General features: G+C 30.3%; 13 protein-coding genes. 9 read left to right on the top strand and 4 right to left on the bottom strand.

Annotated elements, in window-relative coordinates; all coding sequences use genetic code 11:
- Positions 1–178: 178 nt before the first annotated feature.
- Positions 179–1,093 carry a delta-lactam-biosynthetic de-N-acetylase gene (pdaA, locus tag VIM70_RS18835; protein ID WP_331947321.1) on the bottom strand — a complete coding sequence of 305 codons (915 nt, stop codon included), beginning with the start codon at positions 1,091–1,093 and terminating at the stop codon, positions 179–181.
- Positions 1,094–1,307: 214 nt separating this feature from the next.
- On the opposite strand from pdaA, the gene VIM70_RS18840 reads away from it, so the two are divergent.
- Positions 1,308–2,807, top strand: a complete 1,500-nt coding sequence (locus VIM70_RS18840; RefSeq protein ID WP_331947322.1) for a LexA family transcriptional regulator — start codon at positions 1,308–1,310, stop codon at positions 2,805–2,807.
- A 114-nt stretch (positions 2,808–2,921) separates the two neighbouring features.
- Here VIM70_RS18840 and VIM70_RS18845 read toward each other — a convergent pair whose 3' ends face one another.
- Both VIM70_RS18845 and VIM70_RS18850 read right to left on the bottom strand, forming a co-directional pair.
- Complete coding sequence (locus tag VIM70_RS18845; protein ID WP_331947323.1) at positions 2,922–4,160, bottom strand: MFS transporter; 1,239 nt, start codon at positions 4,158–4,160, stop codon at positions 2,922–2,924.
- A gap of 192 nt (positions 4,161–4,352) precedes the next feature.
- On the bottom strand, positions 4,353–5,168 hold the full coding sequence (locus VIM70_RS18850) for a hypothetical protein (RefSeq protein ID WP_331947324.1): 816 nt from the start codon (positions 5,166–5,168) through the stop codon (positions 4,353–4,355).
- A 399-nt stretch (positions 5,169–5,567) separates the two neighbouring features.
- Here VIM70_RS18850 and VIM70_RS18855 point away from each other — a divergent pair, with 399 nt between their 5' ends.
- A complete protein-coding gene (locus tag VIM70_RS18855; RefSeq protein ID WP_331947325.1) occupies positions 5,568–6,425 on the top strand; it encodes a DegV family protein in 858 nt (285 codons plus the stop codon).
- A gap of 93 nt (positions 6,426–6,518) precedes the next feature.
- On the opposite strand, the gene VIM70_RS18860 is transcribed toward VIM70_RS18855, so the two are convergent.
- Positions 6,519–7,400, bottom strand: coding sequence for an FUSC family protein (locus VIM70_RS18860; protein WP_331947326.1), 882 nt, complete (start codon positions 7,398–7,400; stop codon positions 6,519–6,521).
- A 446-nt stretch (positions 7,401–7,846) separates the two neighbouring features.
- Here VIM70_RS18860 and VIM70_RS18865 point away from each other — a divergent pair, with 446 nt between their 5' ends.
- The 7 genes from VIM70_RS18865 (at position 7,847) to VIM70_RS18895 (ending at position 18,921) form a co-directional block, all read left to right on the top strand.
- The gene (locus tag VIM70_RS18865; RefSeq protein ID WP_331947327.1) at positions 7,847–8,893 is read left to right on the top strand and encodes a carbamoyl phosphate synthase small subunit; all 1,047 of its coding nucleotides are present in this window, start codon (positions 7,847–7,849) and stop codon (positions 8,891–8,893) included.
- Positions 8,894–8,980: 87 nt separating this feature from the next.
- On the top strand, positions 8,981–12,187 hold the full coding sequence (gene carB, locus VIM70_RS18870) for a carbamoyl-phosphate synthase large subunit (protein ID WP_331947328.1): 3,207 nt from the start codon (positions 8,981–8,983) through the stop codon (positions 12,185–12,187).
- Positions 12,188–12,521: 334 nt separating this feature from the next.
- Positions 12,522–12,689, top strand: a complete 168-nt coding sequence (locus VIM70_RS18875) for a hypothetical protein (protein ID WP_331947329.1) — start codon at positions 12,522–12,524, stop codon at positions 12,687–12,689.
- Between the two features lie 68 nt (positions 12,690–12,757).
- Positions 12,758–13,825 (top strand): carbamoyl phosphate synthase small subunit, encoded by a 1,068-nt coding sequence (locus VIM70_RS18880; protein WP_331947330.1) that lies wholly within the window; start codon positions 12,758–12,760, stop codon positions 13,823–13,825.
- An 86-nt stretch (positions 13,826–13,911) separates the two neighbouring features.
- Positions 13,912–17,118 carry a carbamoyl-phosphate synthase large subunit gene (gene carB, locus VIM70_RS18885; protein WP_331947331.1) on the top strand — a complete coding sequence of 1,069 codons (3,207 nt, stop codon included), beginning with the start codon at positions 13,912–13,914 and terminating at the stop codon, positions 17,116–17,118.
- A gap of 258 nt (positions 17,119–17,376) precedes the next feature.
- Positions 17,377–18,168 carry an ABC transporter substrate-binding protein gene (locus VIM70_RS18890; protein WP_331947332.1) on the top strand — a complete coding sequence of 264 codons (792 nt, stop codon included), beginning with the start codon at positions 17,377–17,379 and terminating at the stop codon, positions 18,166–18,168.
- Positions 18,169–18,273: 105 nt separating this feature from the next.
- Positions 18,274–18,921: an amino acid ABC transporter permease gene (locus tag VIM70_RS18895; protein WP_331947333.1), complete on the top strand. Its 648-nt coding sequence runs from the start codon at positions 18,274–18,276 to the stop codon at positions 18,919–18,921.
- The last annotated feature ends 10 nt before the right edge of the window (positions 18,922–18,931 follow it).

The raw sequence follows: 18,931 nt of genomic DNA on the forward strand, positions 1-18,931 counted from the left end.
TAATCATAATTAAGACCTCCGAGTTACAAAGTTTGTATACTCTATATATTCGACATTGATGGTCCAAAATCCTTTTTGCCTACAAAAAAAACACTCCAATTTATTAGAGTGTTTTACATTTTATGTTTGTCAACAGTCTGAACCTATCTACAGATAGGTTTTTTTAGTTGAAATATTCTTATGGTTTTGAAGGTAATTCATCTAAGCTTTTAAGCACATATCCTTGGTTTTCCCATTCTGTAATTACATTATCTAATATTTCTGCATTAGTTTTTGATACTGCATGTAGTAACATAATTCCACCATTATGCGTTCTTTGCATAATACGTTTTTTTGCAGTTTCATGTGAGGGTTGATTGTCTTTAATCCAATCCATGTAGGCAAAACTCCAAAATATAGTTTTATATCCGTAGTTTTTAGTATATTGTAAGGATAATTCACTATATTTGCCCATTGGAGGTCTAAAATACATTGCCATCTTTTTCTGAGTAATATTTTCAAATGCTTCTTCTACATCAGAGAGTTCCTTTTTAAATTTTTCTTCATCCTTTATTGAAGCCATAGAGGGGTGATGATTACTATGGTTGCATACTAAGTGCCCATCAGATACCATTCTTTTGATTAATTCTGGGTTAGAAGTAATATATGGTTTTACAACGAAAAATGCTGCTTTTACATTATGTTTTTTTAGAACATCTAAAATTGGAGCAGTATAACCAGCTTCGTAACCTTCATCAAAAGTTAGATATAATATTTTCTTTGATGTATCACCCAAATAATAACATCCATATTTTGATATAAATTGACTGGTTTCTTTAGGCCCATCAGGGGGGGTATTGTCACTGCGGGGTTGGAAATACCAATTATATTCTTTAGTGCTTAAATTAGTTTGAATTTTATTATTACTTAAGACATTTTTGTAAATTTTTTTTATGGTAGGCATTTTCACTTTATCATTATTATGGTGCTTAATAAATTCATTTTTAGAGTTTTTATTTGAAATATTTGTTATATCTTTACTGTAAGTTATTTTTGGAAAACAATTAACAAAAAGCATTGAAGAAATAAGAATACTTAACATTTTCCTTTTCAAACTAATCACCTCGAGTTCATTCATTTAAAAATCAATTAATATACAACTTAGTATGCTCAGTAAATGTGTTTAGTTATTCATAAATCAAGTTATGATACATTGGTAATTTTTTTATATTTTTAAAAAATATTATGTTTTTATGGTTTTATAAAAATTTTACTTTAAGTATATTATTATTGTATACTATAAGTATGTCCACAGCGGAGGTGGTTAAATGCAACTAAGTTTAGAACAACAAAAAATGATTCACGATAAACCCTCAAGATATAACTTAATTAGAGGTATTCAAAGAACAGGCAAAACAACAGCAGCAATTTATAGAAGTCTTTATTTGGAAAATAATTATTGTTTATATGAAGAGGATAAAATATTAATGTTGACGTGTAAGGATGAAGACATAAATTACATTGAAAATTTATATAATAAGGCAGAGGAAGAAACAAGGTTAGACTATTTAACCCTATTTTCTAATAAAACAAGAAAATTTCATGTACTTACTTTAGAAAACATTTTACATAGATATTTTATAGAATACAAAAATGAACATAAATTAAAGATTAATATAATTATGGATAATAACAAAAAAATTAAAATTATGAAAGATTGTATAATGAAGATTAAAAACATTTATCCAAGGCTAAGAATATTACATACAAATTATATTCAATTTTTTTTAGAAGAGGTTAAGTGGATTAAAAGTTGCAATTACTTAAACGCCCAACTCTATTTACAAGTAAATAGAACAGGAAGAAAATGTGAAAGAGGACAAGGACCACAAAGAATTCTTAAAAATTCTACTGCTAGGAAAGCAATATTTGAACTTATGCTTATGTATAATGAAAGGCTTAATTTCGAAAATTTAGTTGATATTGAAGATGCTAATATATATGCATTACGGATGGTCGAGTCAAATACAATGGATAAGTACACTCATATTATAATTGACAATAGTAACAATTTAACTAAGGTTCAGTTAGATTTTATTAATGTCTTATTTAATGAAAAATCCTATTCTAGCATGTCGTTTATTGTTGACATGGATAGAACTCACAATACTAGTTCATGGATGCTAAAAGGTAAGAGGGTAAACACAAAGCCATTAGGAGAAAAGGTGAAACCTTATTCATTTAAAAACAATTATGAAACAGATGGAACCTTGGAAATAAATAAGGATATAACAAGCAAAAATCTAGATATAAATGCATTGGAGAACTTTAAGTATTGTGATATAAGACATAACAGAACATATGAATTTATGAGAGATTATAGTAGAATATCCGATATTATAGTGAATGATGAAAAAGGCAACTATGAGTATATAAATGAGGAATTATTGGAACTACCTGTCTACAGTAATATAGCTGCAGGTGAACCTATACAAATTAATTCTGAAATAGAAGGCAATTTTTATATTCCTAAATATTGGTTAAAGGGAGTGAAAACTCCATTCATTTTAAAGGTTAAAGGTGACAGTATGATTGGGGCTAACATTAATCATGGGGATTACGTAGTAATACGACAGGAGCAAGCTGCAAATAATAATGATATTGTGGCAGTTGATATAGGAGGTAATGCCACTTTAAAGAGGCTTTCTATAAGACGTGATAGAGTGTTACTTGTACCAGAGAATAAAAAATATCAGCCAATTTTAGTAGATAGTGAAGATACATACATTATTGGCATTGCTGTGGGAATTATAAAGCATAAAAATTAGTTTTTAAAAGAAGTTTAATTTGTATGAAGATATTTTTTATTTGCGATATAGAATATAATGTCATAATAGAAATAAAACACTAATACCTCAGGACACCCTGAGGTATTAGTGTTTCTAAGACAATTTTCTCTTTTCATTTAAATAGAGTAAATACATACAAGTAGAAGCTAAAACACCAAAAATAAATACAACAAGCCATGCTGAGTTTATTGGTCTATTTCTAATAAACAAGCCCATCATAAAGGGACCAACTGCAAAGCCTGTACCAGTAATTAATGGGATAACTGCATTAAACCTACCTCTATGGGACATGGGGGTATGATTTGCAATATATACTCCAGAATTGGTAGCAGATAATATTTCACCAATTGTCCATATAATTGTAGAAATAACAAAGACTATATATGTTTTTGCAAAAAATAACATTCCGAAACCTATGGAGAAAAACAAACCAGCTAAAGTAATATTAAATATAGGTTTAAGTTTTTTTGTTACAGCAGTTACTATTATGGTCATAGTAACGACAACTAGTCCATTAATAGACATTAGAGAACCATAAAGTTTTGGACCACTGCTGCTGAAAAGTTTATCTATTTGCATTGGTATTATGAAACCGTATTGAGAATACATGAATGAATAAATCATTGATACTAAGGCGAAGGCTATAAGATAAGGCCTTTTTAAAAGTACACATAATAAGGTACCTTCTTCAGCTTTTTCATTTTCGTTATAAAAATCAGTATTTACTTTTTCTTCAATATTTGTCTTAGAGGGAAGGGTTTCTTCTACAAATACAGCAACTAATATTAATGAAAGTATAGTTGTAGCGGCATCACCTAAAAACAAAATTTTCAAATAATGGTTGTATAAAAAGCCTGCAATTAGAGGGCCGAGTGAAAAACCTATGTTAATCCCTAAATATAAGAGCGAGTATGCTGCTTTTCTATTTTTAGTATTTGTTAAATCTGCCAACATAGCGCTATTTGGTGGTTGAGCAGCTCCGCCAAAGAAGGAGGAAATAATTAAAAGATAAGGGATTATTATAGATTTACCCAAAAATGCACAAGGAATCAAACATAATGCAGCCAAACTTTGAGAAATAATAACAATCTTTTTTCTACCTATATGATCTGCTAACTTTCCACCTATTAGTGAACCAGGTATAGAAGAAAAGGCTGCCATCATTAAAAATAAGCCTACAGTTTCAGTTCCGAGGCCTAAACTTTTAGTAAGAAATAGGGTTAGAAAAGGATGAACAAAGCTACCCATACTATTAATAATTCTAGCAAAAAATATAACATAAATACTTTTGGGTAAGCCAGAATAATATTTTAAAATATTAGAATTTTTCATTAGGACCTCCTTATTTTTATCCTTTTATTGGTTAGAATAACTTTAAAATTCAGTTTATATATAGTTTACTAAAATTGTTCGAAAATTTCCAGTTATAATAAAAAATAAATTAAACAAAGGATAACCATTTGGCTATCCTTTGTTTGCTTATTACAAAATTAATTACTTCTTTTATGATATTTCATTAATAGTTTATTTTCTAAGAAAGAAACTGAATTTATCCTTATTTGTAGTTGTAATGGATAAATTTCGTTTATGTAGCAAATAACCAAATTCTTCCACTTGTCCGTCAATTACATTGGCATAGTTAGTTTTGCCATTGCTTACCCAACCCATAAATACATATGCATGAGAAGGGACACCAGGTCTTTTCGGCATATCTGTAGTGAAGCATATATCACCTTTTTCTAATTTAGAGAAGTCAGTATTTTTTTTCCATTCCATAGAAGTTAAATCTATCACCAATTGTTTGATAGTAGATGTTTTCGTAGGTATGGCAATATTATTAGATCTTAAAATTTCTGCTAAGAGATATACAGTAAGACCCTTTTCACTTCCTTCGTTTAACTCAACTGCATTTTTTAAGACAGTTTTTTTATTTGCTTCTACATTTAAATATTCGAAAATTTTCGTAGGAGTATCAATAGGGTTAAGAGCTTTTTTCGCAGTAGAAGAACTATCGGTAGTATTGATAACGGCTTTACTTTCAACTACATCAGTTTTAGGTTTCATGAATGAAGTGTTCATGATAATAGAAAATATAATTACAGATACTATAATTACACCAAGTAATGAAACAACTACATTGTTCTTAAACTCGTTTTTGTCTGCTAAATCATGCATTTCTTTTATGTATTTTTCACTTTCTTCATCATGTTTTAATTTAACATTCCTACTATGCTCGGTACTTGAGTTATGTTTTTCAAAAACGGTATTATTAGAATACATGGTATTTATTATTTCATTATTTTCTTTATTTTCATTATTTTCCTTACTATTTTTATCCATTTTTCCCTGCTCAGAAATATAGGTTGAGAATAAGTATTTAACCTATATTTATGCAGCACCTCCCTTTGATTTATATTTATTATATTAAATCATTAATTTTAATAAATATTGATTTAAAGCAAAATATTTACTGAATTATGTATACCACCCACTTTTTTTCAATACTAGTATAACATATGAAGCGCCATATAAGTGCTATTTATAGGAGTTCAAAATAATTTAATAATTTTTGAAAAATATTACATTTATTATCTCTATAAATGTTTATTTAATTAAAAGACAACCATTATTTATAACAAAATTTGAATATTAATATGATAAGTCTGACGCTAAGGTATTGTTTAGCACAAGAGTGTAGTATAATATGGGTAATATTTAATAATAAGTGAGGGATTAATAATGACCGTAAAAGTAGTAACTGATAGTACCTCGTATATAAGTGAGGAGTTAAAAGAAAGATATGATATTTCTATAGTCTCTCTAAGTGTTATTTTTGAAAGTGAGGAGTTCAAAGAAATTGATATTAAGAATGAAAATTTTTATGAAAAACTTAATAAGAGTTTAAATATTCCAACCTCATCACAGCCATCACTTGAGGAAATGTACAATATCCTAGAAAAACAAGTAATAGATAATAATGAAGTTGTTGGTGTATTTTTGTCCTCTGAGATGAGCGGTACCTATTCAAATGCGTGCCTTGCAAAGAGTATGATTATTGAAAATTACCCGAATGCATTAATTGAAATTATAGATTCAAGATCCAATTGTATGCAATTAGGATTTGCTGCATTAACAGGTGCTAGGGCAGCTTGCCAAGGAAAATCAATAAATGAAGTAGTTGAAATAGTAAAGGACAATATAAAAAGAAGTAAATTTTTATTTATACCAGACACTTTAGAATACTTAAGAAAAGGTGGCAGAATAGGTGGTGCAAGTGCATTAATTGGTACCGTTTTACAAATAAAACCTATTCTTACTGTAATAGATGGAAAAACAGAATTGTATGATAAAGTAAGGACTAAAAAACGAGCAATTAAAGCTATGATTAATAAATTTATAGAAGATAAAACAGCACATGGACTAGGAGATGTAATTATACATCACATAAATGATGTGGAAGGGGCACTAGCTTTTGCAAAAACAATTGAAGAATATATAGGCAAAAAAGTAGATATAGCTCCAATTGGTCCTGTAATAGGAACTCATGTTGGACCTGGGGCACTAGGTATTGTATATTATACAGAGAAGAATTTATAAAAAAACATGCTGGGATATGCAACATGTTTTCTATTATATAATAATACGAGAAAAACATGAAATATAATTAATGAGTTATGATTTCTAATATTGCTAGTATATCTCACTTAAGATAGTTAAAGTTATAAGTAAATTTTGAAGATGGTAGTTAAATACTATGTTTATATCGTTTGTATTATATGGAATACTAAGTATATGTTCATCAAATAATTCATTTATTCTAGTGCAGTTACTTTCGGTAAAACAACGATTAAAGGGATAATGGGTTAGGGTTAAAGAGTTTAGTATAACTAAATGATTATAAGCAGTTTTTGAAAAATTTATGACTTTATTAATTTTAAGTATATGTTGGGTTTCAACATTCGCACTTTGTATTTCACTTAAGTACGAGTCTAGAGATTTTTCTAATTTGGATATTTGAATGTTTAATATAGAAAGATTAATGCTAACATTGCAATTAATCATCTCTTTAGAAATTTCAAAAACATCATGAGCTAAAGTTTTCGCATTTTTATGTAAGTTATCTAAGTATTTAGGATGGGATATAAGATAGTTTACTAAAACTGATACAAATATACCTAGAAAAGTTTCTGCAACTCTACTTAAACTATAAATAAGAGGTGTTGCGTCTTTAAGATTCGTCATTATTGCTATAAAAACTATGCAGGCAATACTGATTGATTTTTTTCGCTTAAGTAGATTCAAAGAGTAAATTACAAACACTATTCCAATTCCGGTAAGAAATATATTACTTGGACTTATTAACGCGAAAATTAATCCCCAAATTGCACCTATAATAGTACCTATCATTCTGTTTTTGCCTGTAGTAAAGGAATCATGGACAGCACTCTGCATTGTTATTACAGCAGCTATACATGCATAAAAGGGAGATGTATTGTGAAAAGCCCTTAATATTATTATACATAAAAAAACTGAAATTGCAGTTTTGATATTTCTCATTCCTATTTTTTGCATATTATTGCCTCCTGGCTATTTTATGTCGTAGATACATCATAAAGAATTATAAATAATTTTAGATACATCTAATATATTATCAAATTTGAATAAATTTGCAACTAAAAATAATATCTATGCATTGACAAATTATAAAATCTAAATTACAATGAGTAGAAATTATAAATAAAAGAGAAGTACACTTTTAAGTTAGTCCTGTGAGGCTAGGAAGGAGTATAGATGATTATGTTATGTGTTTTTTGTTCGGCCAATTTTGAATTTAATACTAATAAATATAATACAGTTAATGATTTTTGCAATAAAACTGTAAGTATATTTTCTATTTCGTTAATAAATGGGATTAATATATTAAGAAGGATAATAGAGGGATTATTTAGATAATCTCCCTATTATCCTTTATTTTGTTAGAAAAAATAAGCTTTTATTTTTACTTAGGAGGATTTAATATGAAAGGTAAGTTGATTTTAGAGAATGGAATAATATTTGAAGGTAATATATTTGGGTATTTAGGGGAAAGTGTAGGAGAAGTAGTTTTTAATACAGGTATGACTGGATATCAAGAAATTTTAACGGATCCATCCTATTATGGACAAATAGTAACTATGACATACCCACTCATTGGGAATTACGGAATTAATTTAGAAGATGTAGAGTCAAAGTCGCCTAAGGTGAAGGGTTTTATTGTTAGAGAGAAATGTGATTATCCCAATAACTTTAGATGTGAAATGGACCTTGAAGGATATTTAAAGCAAAATAAAATAATAGGACTGGAAGGCATTGACACAAGGGCATTAACAAAAATGCTTAGGAATAATGGAACTATGAAAGGAATTATTGCGACGACAGATTTATCGCAAAGTGAGATAGACGAAAAGCTAACGAGTTTTAATAATAGTGATGCAGTAATGAATGTTACTTCAAAAGAATGTTATACAATTGAAGGTACAGAGCAACATGTAGCAATTGTGGATTTTGGAATAAAAGAAAATATACTGCGTTCATTTAAGCATAGAAATTGTAAATTAACAATTTTTCCTGCAGATGCTACTGGGGAAGAAATATTAAAAGTTAATCCAGATTTAATATTTTTATCAAACGGACCTGGAGACCCAGAAGATTTACAAGAAGTAATTAAGATGTTAAAAGAAATTATAGGTAAAAAGCCAATAGTGGGAATTTGCCTAGGACATCAGCTTTTAGCATTAGCCCTTGGGGGAAAAACTGAAAAACTTAAATTTGGTCATAGAGGTTGCAATCATCCAGTTAAAGATATAGAAGAAAATAAAGTATATATTACATCGCAAAATCACGGATTTTATGTAAGTACATTGCCAAAAGATATGGAAGTTACTCATGTAAGCGTAAATGATGGAACAATAGAAGGAATGAGACATAAAAATCTACCGATATTTAGTGTGCAGTTCCATCCAGAAGCTTGCCCAGGTCCCAAAGATATAGATGTAATTTTTGATAAATTTCTTTCGCTAATATAGTGTTTAAATAAATGTAGATAACATATAGTTTAGAAAGTTTAGGATACACAAATAGAAGTCAAGAGATACCATATAGGAGGGATTCATATGTCATTAGATATAAGTATTAAAAAAGTACTAGTAATTGGGTCAGGTCCAATAATAATAGGTCAAGCTGCTGAATTTGATTATTCAGGGACACAAGCTTGCCAAGCATTAGAAGAGGAAGGCATAGAAGTTGTACTTGTAAATAGTAATCCAGCAACAATAATGACAGATAAAGAGATTGCGGATAATGTTTATATAGAACCATTAACAATAGAATTTTTGGAAAAGGTTATTAAAAAGGAAAGACCAGATAGTTTACTTGCTGGTATGGGGGGGCAAACGGGACTTAATTTAGCCGTGGAACTATTTGATAATGGTATTTTAGAAAAATATAATGTGAGAGTAATTGGAACCTCTATTGAGGCTATTAAAAAAGGGGAAGATAGAGAGCTTTTTAGAAATCTTATGCTGGAAATTAAGCAACCGGTTGTTGAAAGCACAATTGCTACAGATATAGCAGGGGGAGTAAGTTTTGCAAGTACGATAGGTTATCCTGTAATCGTCAGACCAGCATACACTATGGGAGGAAGCGGAGGTGGAATTGCTGAAACAGAAGAGGAATTAATTGAAATTTTAAAATTAGGTTTAGAATTAAGTTCAATCGGGCAGGTTCTTTTAGAAAAGTCGATTAAAGGGTGGAAAGAAATAGAATATGAAGTTATGAGGGACAGTAATGGCAATTGCATTACAATATGTAATATGGAAAATGTAGATCCTGTTGGAATACATACAGGAGATAGTATTGTTGTAGCACCAAGCCAAACCCTTTCAGATAAAGAATATCAAATGCTTAGAAGTGCTTCCATAGATATTATAAACAGTGTAGGCATAGAAGGTGGCTGCAATGTGCAACTTGCACTCGACCCCAAAAGCTTCGAATATGCAGTTATAGAAATTAATCCAAGGGTAAGTAGGTCCTCTGCACTAGCTTCGAAGGCTACAGGATATCCCATTGCAAAAGTAGCAGCGAAAATAGCGCTTGGATATACACTGGATGAAATAAAAAATGCAGTAACACAAAAAACATATGCGTGTTTTGAACCTTCATTAGATTATGTAGTTGTTAAAATTCCTAGATGGCCTTTTGATAAGTTTGATGGTGCAAATAGAGTACTCGGGACAAAGATGATGGCTACTGGAGAGATAATGTCAATCGGGAGCAATTTTGAAGCAGCTTTATTAAAAGGAATACGTTCTTTGGAAATCGGACAGTATTCAATGCAATACGATTCGCTTTCACAAAAAAGTTTAAAAGAATTGAAAAAAAGAGTAATGGCACCTGACGATGAGAGAATATTTCATTTAGCTGAAATGCTTAGACGTGATTATAGAGTGGAAAAGGTTTCGGAAATTACAGGGATAGATAAATTCTTTGTAAATAAGATTAAGTGGATAGTAGATGAGGAGGAAAAGATAAAAAACTCCTCACTTAAGGATATGAATAAAGAATGGTTATATTTATTAAAGAAAAAAGGATTTTCAGATAAAGGAATTGCAGACTTATTGGGTGTAAGTCCAGATGTTATTTATGAATTGAGAAATACATTGGATATTAAACCTGTATATAAGATGGTAGATACATGTGGAGGGGAATTTGAAGCCTTATCGCCATATTACTTCTCAACTTATGATGAATATGATGAGGTTGAGGTAAGCAATAGGAAGAAGGTTATGGTAATAGGCTCAGGTCCTATAAGGATAGGACAGGGGATTGAGTTTGATTATGCATCAGTTCATAGTGTAATAGCCCTTAAAAAGCTAGGAATTGAAACTATTATTGTAAATAATAATCCAGAAACGGTAAGTACAGACTTTAATATTTCAGATAAATTATATTTTGAACCTCTAACTGAGGAAGAAGTATTTAATATTGTTGAAAAAGAAAAACCAGATGGAGTAATACTTCAATTTGGAGGCCAAACCGCTATTAAACTTGCTAAATTTTTAAGTGAAAAAAATATTTCCATATATGGAACTAAGCCTGAGCAAATAGATGCTGCGGAGGATAGAGAAAAATTTGATGCACTTTTAGAAGAGTTAAATATAAATAGACCAAAAGGAAAGGCAGTCTGGAACTTAAAAGAGGGCTTAAATGAGGCTAAAAAAATAGGTTATCCGGTTTTGGTTAGGCCATCTTATGTACTAGGCGGACAGGGAATGGAAATAACTTATGAAGAAAAGGAATTAAAACATTATTTAAAGCATGCATTTATTAAAGATAAGAAAAATCCTGTTTTAATAGATAGATATTTATTAGGTAGAGAGATAGAAGTTGATGCTATTTGTGATGGCGAGGAAATATTAATACCAGGTATTATGGAACATCTAGAGAGGGCAGGAGTTCATTCCGGAGATAGTATTACAATATATCCAAGTCAAAACATATCAGATAAAATAAAAGAAAAAATATTAGAATACACAAAGAAGATATCTATAGGACTCCAAGTAATTGGCATGGTTAATATCCAGTTCATAGAATTTAAAGATGAATTATACATAATAGAAGTTAATCCAAGAGCTAGCCGTACAGTTCCATATATTAGTAAAGTTAGTAATGTTCCAATAGTAGAGCTTGCAACTAGGGTTATGCTAGGCGAAAAGTTAAAGGACTTTGGTTATGGAACTGGAGTTTACAAGGAACCTAAATTAGTGTCAGTTAAAGTTCCGGTATTTTCTACTCAGAAACTACCAGAGGTCGAGGTGTGCCTCGGACCTGAAATGAGATCCACAGGAGAGGTTCTAGGAATAGGAAGAAATTTTGAAGAAGCATTATATAAAGGGTTTGTTGCGTCTGGAATGAAAGTTAAAAAAGAAAAGGGAGTTATCTTGGCGACAATAAATCAACAAGATTACGAAGAGTTTTTGTATATAGCTAAAGGTTTTAGTGAATTGAATTATAAATTCATAGCGACGAAGGGGACAGCTAAGCTGTTAAAGGACAACGGAATAAATTCAATAGAAGTTAAAAAAATCACAGAAGGAACCCCTAATATCATAGATGTAATAAAGAACAGGCAGGTGGATTTAGTGATAAATACCCCTACTAAAGGAAATGATTCGAAAACAGATGGATTTAGAATTAGAAGAACAGCTATAGAAAATAACACATCAGTTATTACTTCATTAGATACTGCAAACGCATTAGTAGAAATAATGAAGAAAAACATTGTGAGTGCAAATTTAGAAGTATTTAATATTGCAGATTAGTAAAAAAAGGTTAGAATAAAAATATAAATGTGGTCGCCCTTAGCTAAATATTAGCTGAGGGCGATTTTTCAATTTTATTATAACTAAAAATAATTGAATAGAAGAAGTAGATTAGTTAGTTTTATTTGTCGTTATGAATAAATATTATACAAAATGAATAATAATAAACACAAAATCATTGCAATATTATTAAAAACAATATATAATAAATAAAAAGAAGCCAGTTAAATCAATAATATGAGTTTAGAAACAATTCAGTGAGAAGAAATAATATATATGCACAAACATGAATAAATATTCATAAATTAGATAGGCATAAATGGGAGTGGTACAATTGAAAAAAAATACGTCGTTAATTTTTTGTCCTAATGAATTTGAATTTAATAATATTAAATATAATGCAGTTATTGATTGTCACAATAAACCTGTAAGTATGTTTTTTATTTTATTACTAAATATGATTAACATGTTAATAAGGATAACAGAGAGATTATTTAAATAATCATTTTGTTATCTTTCTTAATATATCTGGAAAATGATTGCTTTTATTTATACTAAGGAGGATTTAATATGAAAGGTAAGTTGATTTTAGAGAATGGAATAATATTCGAAGGTAATATGTTTGGATATATAGAAGAAAGTGTTGGGGAAGTAGTTTTTAATACAGGTATGTCGGGGTATGAAGAAATTTTAACTGATCCATCTTATTATGGACAAATAGTAACTATGACATATCCACTTATAGGAAATTATGGAATCAATCTAGATGATGTAGAATCAAAGTCACCTAAGGTGAAAGGACTTATTGTTAGAGAAAAGTGTGATTCACCTAATAACTGGAGATGTGAAATGGATTTAGAGGGATATCTTAAGCAAAATAAGATAATTGGCCTGGAAGGCATTGATACAAGAGCATTAACAAAAATACTTAGAAATAAAGGAACTATGAAAGGGATTATTGCTACAAAGGAACTTACAAAAGGTGAAATAGAGCAAAAGTTTATGGATTTTAATAATAGAGATGCAGTAAGATCGGTTACTTCAAAAGAGGTCTACACAATTGAAGGTGCGGGACGACATATAGCTGTTATAGATTTTGGAATAAAAGAAAATATACTGCGCTCCTTCGCTGCGAGAAATTGCAAAATAACGATATTTCCTGCATATTCTAAGTCAGAGGAAATATTAAAGGTTAATCCAGATTTAGTATTTTTATCAAATGGACCTGGAAACCCAGAAGATTTGCAAGAGGTAATTGAGATGGTAAAAGAAATTATAGGTAAAAAACCAATAGTTGGGATTTGTCTAGGACATCAACTTTTAGCTTTAGCCCTTGGAGGGGAAACTAAAAAGCTTAAGTTCGGTCATAGAGGTTGTAATCACCCAGTTAAAGATATAGAAGAAAATAAGGTGTATATTACATCACAAAACCACGGTTATTATGTAAGCAGACTTCCAGAGGATATGGAAGTTACTCATGTAAGTGTAAATGACGGAACCATAGAAGGAATGAAACATAAAAATCTACCTATATTTAGTGTTCAGTTCCATCCAGAGGCTTGCCCGGGACCTAAGGATATAGAAGTAATCTTTGATAAATTTCTTTCATTAATAAGGGTAGCTACTTGTAACTTATAGTTTGGAATTAAATAAAAGTGAAAATAATATAAAAGTACGAGATTTACAAATGAAATTAACAATAAATAACGAATAGGGGGATTATTATGCCATTAGATAAAAGTATTAAAAAAGTATTAGTAATTGGATCAGGTCCAATAATAATAGGGCAAGCCGCTGAATTTGATTATTCTGGAACGCAAGCTTGTCAAGCATTAAAAGAGGAAGGCATAAAAGTTGTACTTGTAAATAGTAATCCAGCAACAATAATGACAGATAAAGAGGTTGCGGACATTGTTTATATAGAACCATTAACTATAGAATTTTTGGAAAAGGTTATTAAAAAGGAAAGACCAGATAGTTTACTTGCTGGTATGGGAGGTCAAACGGGACTTAATTTAGCAGTTGAACTATTTGATAATAACATATTAAGTAAATATAATGTTCGGGTAATTGGAACATCTATTGAAGCCATTAAAAAAGGTGAAGATAGAGAAATTTTCAGAAATCTTATGCTGGAAATTAAACAACCAATTGTTGAAAGCACAATTGCTACAGATATAGCAGGTGGGGTGAGTTTTGCAAGCCTGATAGGTTATCCTGTGATTGTAAGGCCGGCATATACTATGGGAGGAAGTGGAGGTGGAATTGCTGAATCAGAGGAGGAACTAACTCAAATTCTAGAATTAGGACTAGAATTAAGTTCTATCGGTCAGGTCCTTTTAGAAAAAAGCATTAAAGGGTGGAAAGAGATAGAATATGAAGTTATGAGGGATAGTAATGGTAATTGTATTACAATATGTAATATGGAAAATATAGATCCCGTGGGAATACATACTGGAGATAGCATTGTTGTTGCACCAAGCCAAACTCTTTCAGATAAAGAATATCAAATGCTTAGAAGTGCATCTATAGATATTATAAACAATGTGGGAATAGAAGGCGGGTGCAATGTGCAACTTGCTCTTAATCCAAAAAGCTTTGAGTATGCAGTTATAGAAATTAATCCAAGGGTAAGTAGATCTTCAGCTCTTGCTTCAAAGGCCACAGGGTATCCTATTGCAAAAGTTGCAGCTAAAATAGCACTTGGATATGCGCTAGATGAAATAAAAAATGCAGTAACACAAAAGACTTATGCTTGTTTTGAACCATCACTCGATTATGTAGTTGTTAAAATTCCTAGGTGGCCTTTTGATAAGTTTGAAGGGGCAAATAGGGTATTAGGTACAAAGATGATGGCTACTGGCGAGATAATGTCAATTGGTAGTAATTTCGAAGCAGCTTTATTAAAAGGAATTCGCTCTCTGGAAATTGGAAAGTATTCATTACAATGCGATTCGCTTTCACATAAAAGTTTAAAAGAATTAAAGAAGAGGGTAGTGGCTGCTGATGATGAGAGGATATTTAATTTAGCTGAAATGCTTAGACGTGATTATAGAGTTGAAAAGGTTTCAGAAATTACAGGAGTTGACAGTTTTTTTGTAAATAAAATTAAGTGGATAGTAGATGAAGAGGAAAAGATAAAAAAATCTTCAGTGAAAGATATGAATAAAGAATGGTTACTTTTATTAAAGAAAAAAGGATTTTCAGATAAAGGGATTGCAGATTTATTACACGTAAACCCAAATGTAATTTACGAACTTAGAAATAACTGGAATATTAAACCTGTTTATAAAATGGTTGATACATGTGGAGGAGAATTTGAAGCATTATCACCATATTATTACTCAACTTATGATGAGTATGATGAAGTTGAGGTAAGTAATAGAAAGAAGGTTATGGTAATAGGCTCAGGTCCAATAAGAATTGGGCAGGGAATTGAGTTTGATTACGCATCTGTTCATAGTGTAATTGCTCTTAGAAATCTAGGAATTGAAACAATAATAGTAAATAACAATCCAGAAACGGTAAGCACAGACTTTAATATTTCTGATAAATTATATTTTGAACCATTAACAGAGGAAGAAGTATTTAATATTATTGAAAAAGAAAAACCAGATGGAGTAATACTTCAATTTGGAGGTCAAACGGCTATTAAACTTGCTAAATTTTTAAGTGAAAAAAATGTACCTATTTATGGAACTAAACCTGAAAAAATAGATGAAGCAGAGGATAGAGAAAAATTTGATGCACTTTTGGAAGAATTAAATATAAATAGACCCAAAGGAAAGGCAGTTTGGAATTTAAAAGAAGGATTAAATGAGGCTAAAAAAATAGGCTATCCGGTTTTGGTTAGGCCGTCTTATGTATTAGGTGGGCAGGGAATGGAAATAACTTATGCAGAAAAGGAATTGAAACATTATTTAAAGCATGCATTTGAGAAGGATACAAAAAATCCCGTTTTAATAGATAGATATTTATTAGGTAGAGAGATAGAAGTTGATGCTATTTGTGATGGACGAGATATATTAATACCAGGTATTATGGAACATTTAGAGAGAGCTGGAGTTCATTCTGGAGATAGCATTACAATATATCCTAGTCAAAACATATCAGATGAAATAAAAGAAAAAATATTAGAATACACAAAGAAAATAGCAATAGGACTCCAAGTAATTGGTATGATTAATATTCAGTTTATAGAATTTAAAAATGAATTATATATAATAGAGGTTAATCCAAGAGCTAGTCGTACAGTTCCATATATCAGCAAGGTTAGTAAAGTGCCAATAGTAGAACTTGCTACAAGAGTTATGCTAGGAGAAAAATTAAAGGATTTCGGGTATGGAACTGGAGTTTACAAGGAATCTAAATTAGTGTCAGTTAAAGTTCCAGTATTCTCAACTCAAAAACTTCCTGAAGTTGAAGTATGCCTTGGACCTGAAATGAGATCTACAGGAGAGGTTTTGGGGGTAGGAAGAAATTTTGAAGAAGCTCTATATAAAGGATTTATTGCGTCTGGAATGAAAGTAAAAAAAGAAAAAGGAGTTATATTGGCAACAATAAATCCTTTGGATAATAAAGAATTTTTGTATATAGCCAAGGAGTTTAGTAAATTGAATTATAAATTTATAGCAACAGAGGGCACAGCTAAGTTATTAAAAGACAATGGCATTGATGCCTTAGAGGTTAAAAAAATATCTGACGGAATCCCTAATATTATTGATGTAATAAAGAATAGACAGGTGGATTTAGTAATAAATACACCTACTAAAGGGAATGATTCGAAAACAGATGGTTTTAGAATTAGAAGAACAGCTATTGAGAATTCTCTAGGGGTTTTAACCTCCTTAGATACTGCAAAGGCGTTAGTAGAAATTATGAATAAAAATATTGTGAGTTCCAATTTAGAAGTATTTAATATTGCTGATTAATTTTTACTTAAAAAAGTTAAATAAATTAGCTTTACAAATTTTCATTATTTAATATGCATAAATATTATATAAAATGAATAGGTATTAAGAAAAAGCATTGCATTATTATGAAAAGTAATATATAATAAACAAATGAAGACTAGTTAAACCAATAATAAAAGCATGCATAAAGCTAATGAAAAAGAGCAGACGAAAATATATACTATGCATAACAATGCATAAATATTCAATAATATTATAAATGGGGGAGTGGTAGAATTGAAAAAAAATATATCAATTATATTAACAGTTATTATGGTAGGGGTATTACTTGTAGGATGTGGGCAAAAAAAGGAAACACTTAATTCGCTACAAGAAGTTCAAAAGGCAGGTAAATTAACTGTAGGATTAGATGATTCTTATCCTCCAATGGAATTTAGAGATTCTAAGAATGTATTAGTTGGTTTTGATGTAGATTTGGGAAATGAAATAGGAAAAAAATTAGGTGTGAAGACAGAATATACTTCTACTGATTTTAATGGAATAGTTTTAGCACTTTCCTCATCAAAATTTAATATAATACTTTCAGCGATGAGTATTACAGATGCTAGAAAAAAGAGTATAGATTTTTCTGATTCTTATGTAATGGGTGGTCAAGTTGCGGCTATAAAACAAGGGAATACAACAATAAAAAGCTTAGCAGATTTAAAAGGCAAGGTAGTAGCTTGTCAGTTAGGATCTACAGGAGATACTGCAGCTACAGCAATGAAGGGCTTAAAAGAAGTTAAAAGGTATGATAAAATTACTGAGGCTTTCCAGGAATTATCAATTGGAAGAGTTGATGCGGTAATTATGGATGCACAAGTTGGTGGATATTATGTAGCAAAAAAACCAGGACAGTATGAGGTTTTAACAGAAAAAATTAGTGAAGAACCTATTGGAATTGGATTTAAGAAAAAGGATGTAGAATTAAAAGTAGCAATACAAAAGGCACTTAATGAACTTAAAGTTGATGGAACACTTTCTAAGCTTTCTATTAAATGGTTCGGATTTGACGCATATAAGAAATAGCTATCAAGGTAATAATAAATAATTGTTACCCCGCACCAGAGGAATACTAGGGGGATAACAATTAATAATTGTTATCTGCCACAGAGGAAGGCTAGGAGGTCAAGAATGGATATAAATGTTTTAAAAGATATGTTTCCTTTGTTAATACAAGGAAGTTTAATGACTATAGAACTAACAATAATATCAGTAGTATTCGGAACAATAATAGGAATACTTACAGCATTACAGAAACTTTCTAAAAATAAGTTATTGGCTAGTGTGGCTGGATTTTATACTTGGATTTTTAGAGGAACACCTATGCTACTTCAATTATTTGTTTTATATTATGGGTTTCCATTTGTAGGTATTCAGCTTTCACCATTTCAAACGGCAATAATAGGACTTAGTTTAAATTCGGGAGCTTACATGGCAGAAATAATAAGAGGTGGAATACTCTCAGTAGATAAAGGGCAATTTGAAGCTTGCAAGTCATTAGGTTTTACTTATTTTGATACTATGAAAAGAGTAATACTACCCCAAACCTTTAAAATAATTATTCCATCGGTTGGCAATGAATTTATAACAATGCTTAAGGATACTTCTTTAGTGTCAACTATTGCTATGGAAGAATTGATGAGGAAAGCACAACTCTTATATGCATCAAGCTTTAGACCTTTGGAAGCTTTCTTTGTTACTGGATGTTTATATCTATTAATGACAACAATTTTTACTACAGTTTTTTCATATTACGAAAAAAAACTGTCAGTATATTAGCAGAGGTGAT

The sequence above is a fragment of the Clostridium sp. genome (genome assembly GCF_036569345.1).
Lineage (GTDB): Bacteria > Bacillota > Clostridia > Clostridiales > Clostridiaceae > Clostridium_AD.

Bases quoted from the DNA above. Each gene is read 5' to 3' on its own strand.
- VIM70_RS18840 (WP_331947322.1), top strand. From the start codon at position 1,308: ATGCAACTAAGTTTAGAACAACAAAAAATGATTCACGATAAACCCTCA.
- VIM70_RS18845 (WP_331947323.1), bottom strand. From the start codon at position 4,160: ATGAAAAATTCTAATATTTTAAAATATTATTCTGGCTTACCCAAAAGT.
- VIM70_RS18850 (WP_331947324.1), bottom strand. From the start codon at position 5,168: ATGGATAAAAATAGTAAGGAAAATAATGAAAATAAAGAAAATAATGAA.
- VIM70_RS18855 (WP_331947325.1), top strand. From the start codon at position 5,568: ATGACCGTAAAAGTAGTAACTGATAGTACCTCGTATATAAGTGAGGAG.
- VIM70_RS18860 (WP_331947326.1), bottom strand. From the start codon at position 7,400: ATGCAAAAAATAGGAATGAGAAATATCAAAACTGCAATTTCAGTTTTT.
- VIM70_RS18865 (WP_331947327.1), top strand. From the start codon at position 7,847: ATGAAAGGTAAGTTGATTTTAGAGAATGGAATAATATTTGAAGGTAAT.
- carB (WP_331947328.1), top strand. From the start codon at position 8,981: ATGTCATTAGATATAAGTATTAAAAAAGTACTAGTAATTGGGTCAGGT.
- VIM70_RS18880 (WP_331947330.1), top strand. From the start codon at position 12,758: ATGAAAGGTAAGTTGATTTTAGAGAATGGAATAATATTCGAAGGTAAT.
- carB (WP_331947331.1), top strand. From the start codon at position 13,912: ATGCCATTAGATAAAAGTATTAAAAAAGTATTAGTAATTGGATCAGGT.
- VIM70_RS18895 (WP_331947333.1), top strand. From the start codon at position 18,274: ATGGATATAAATGTTTTAAAAGATATGTTTCCTTTGTTAATACAAGGA.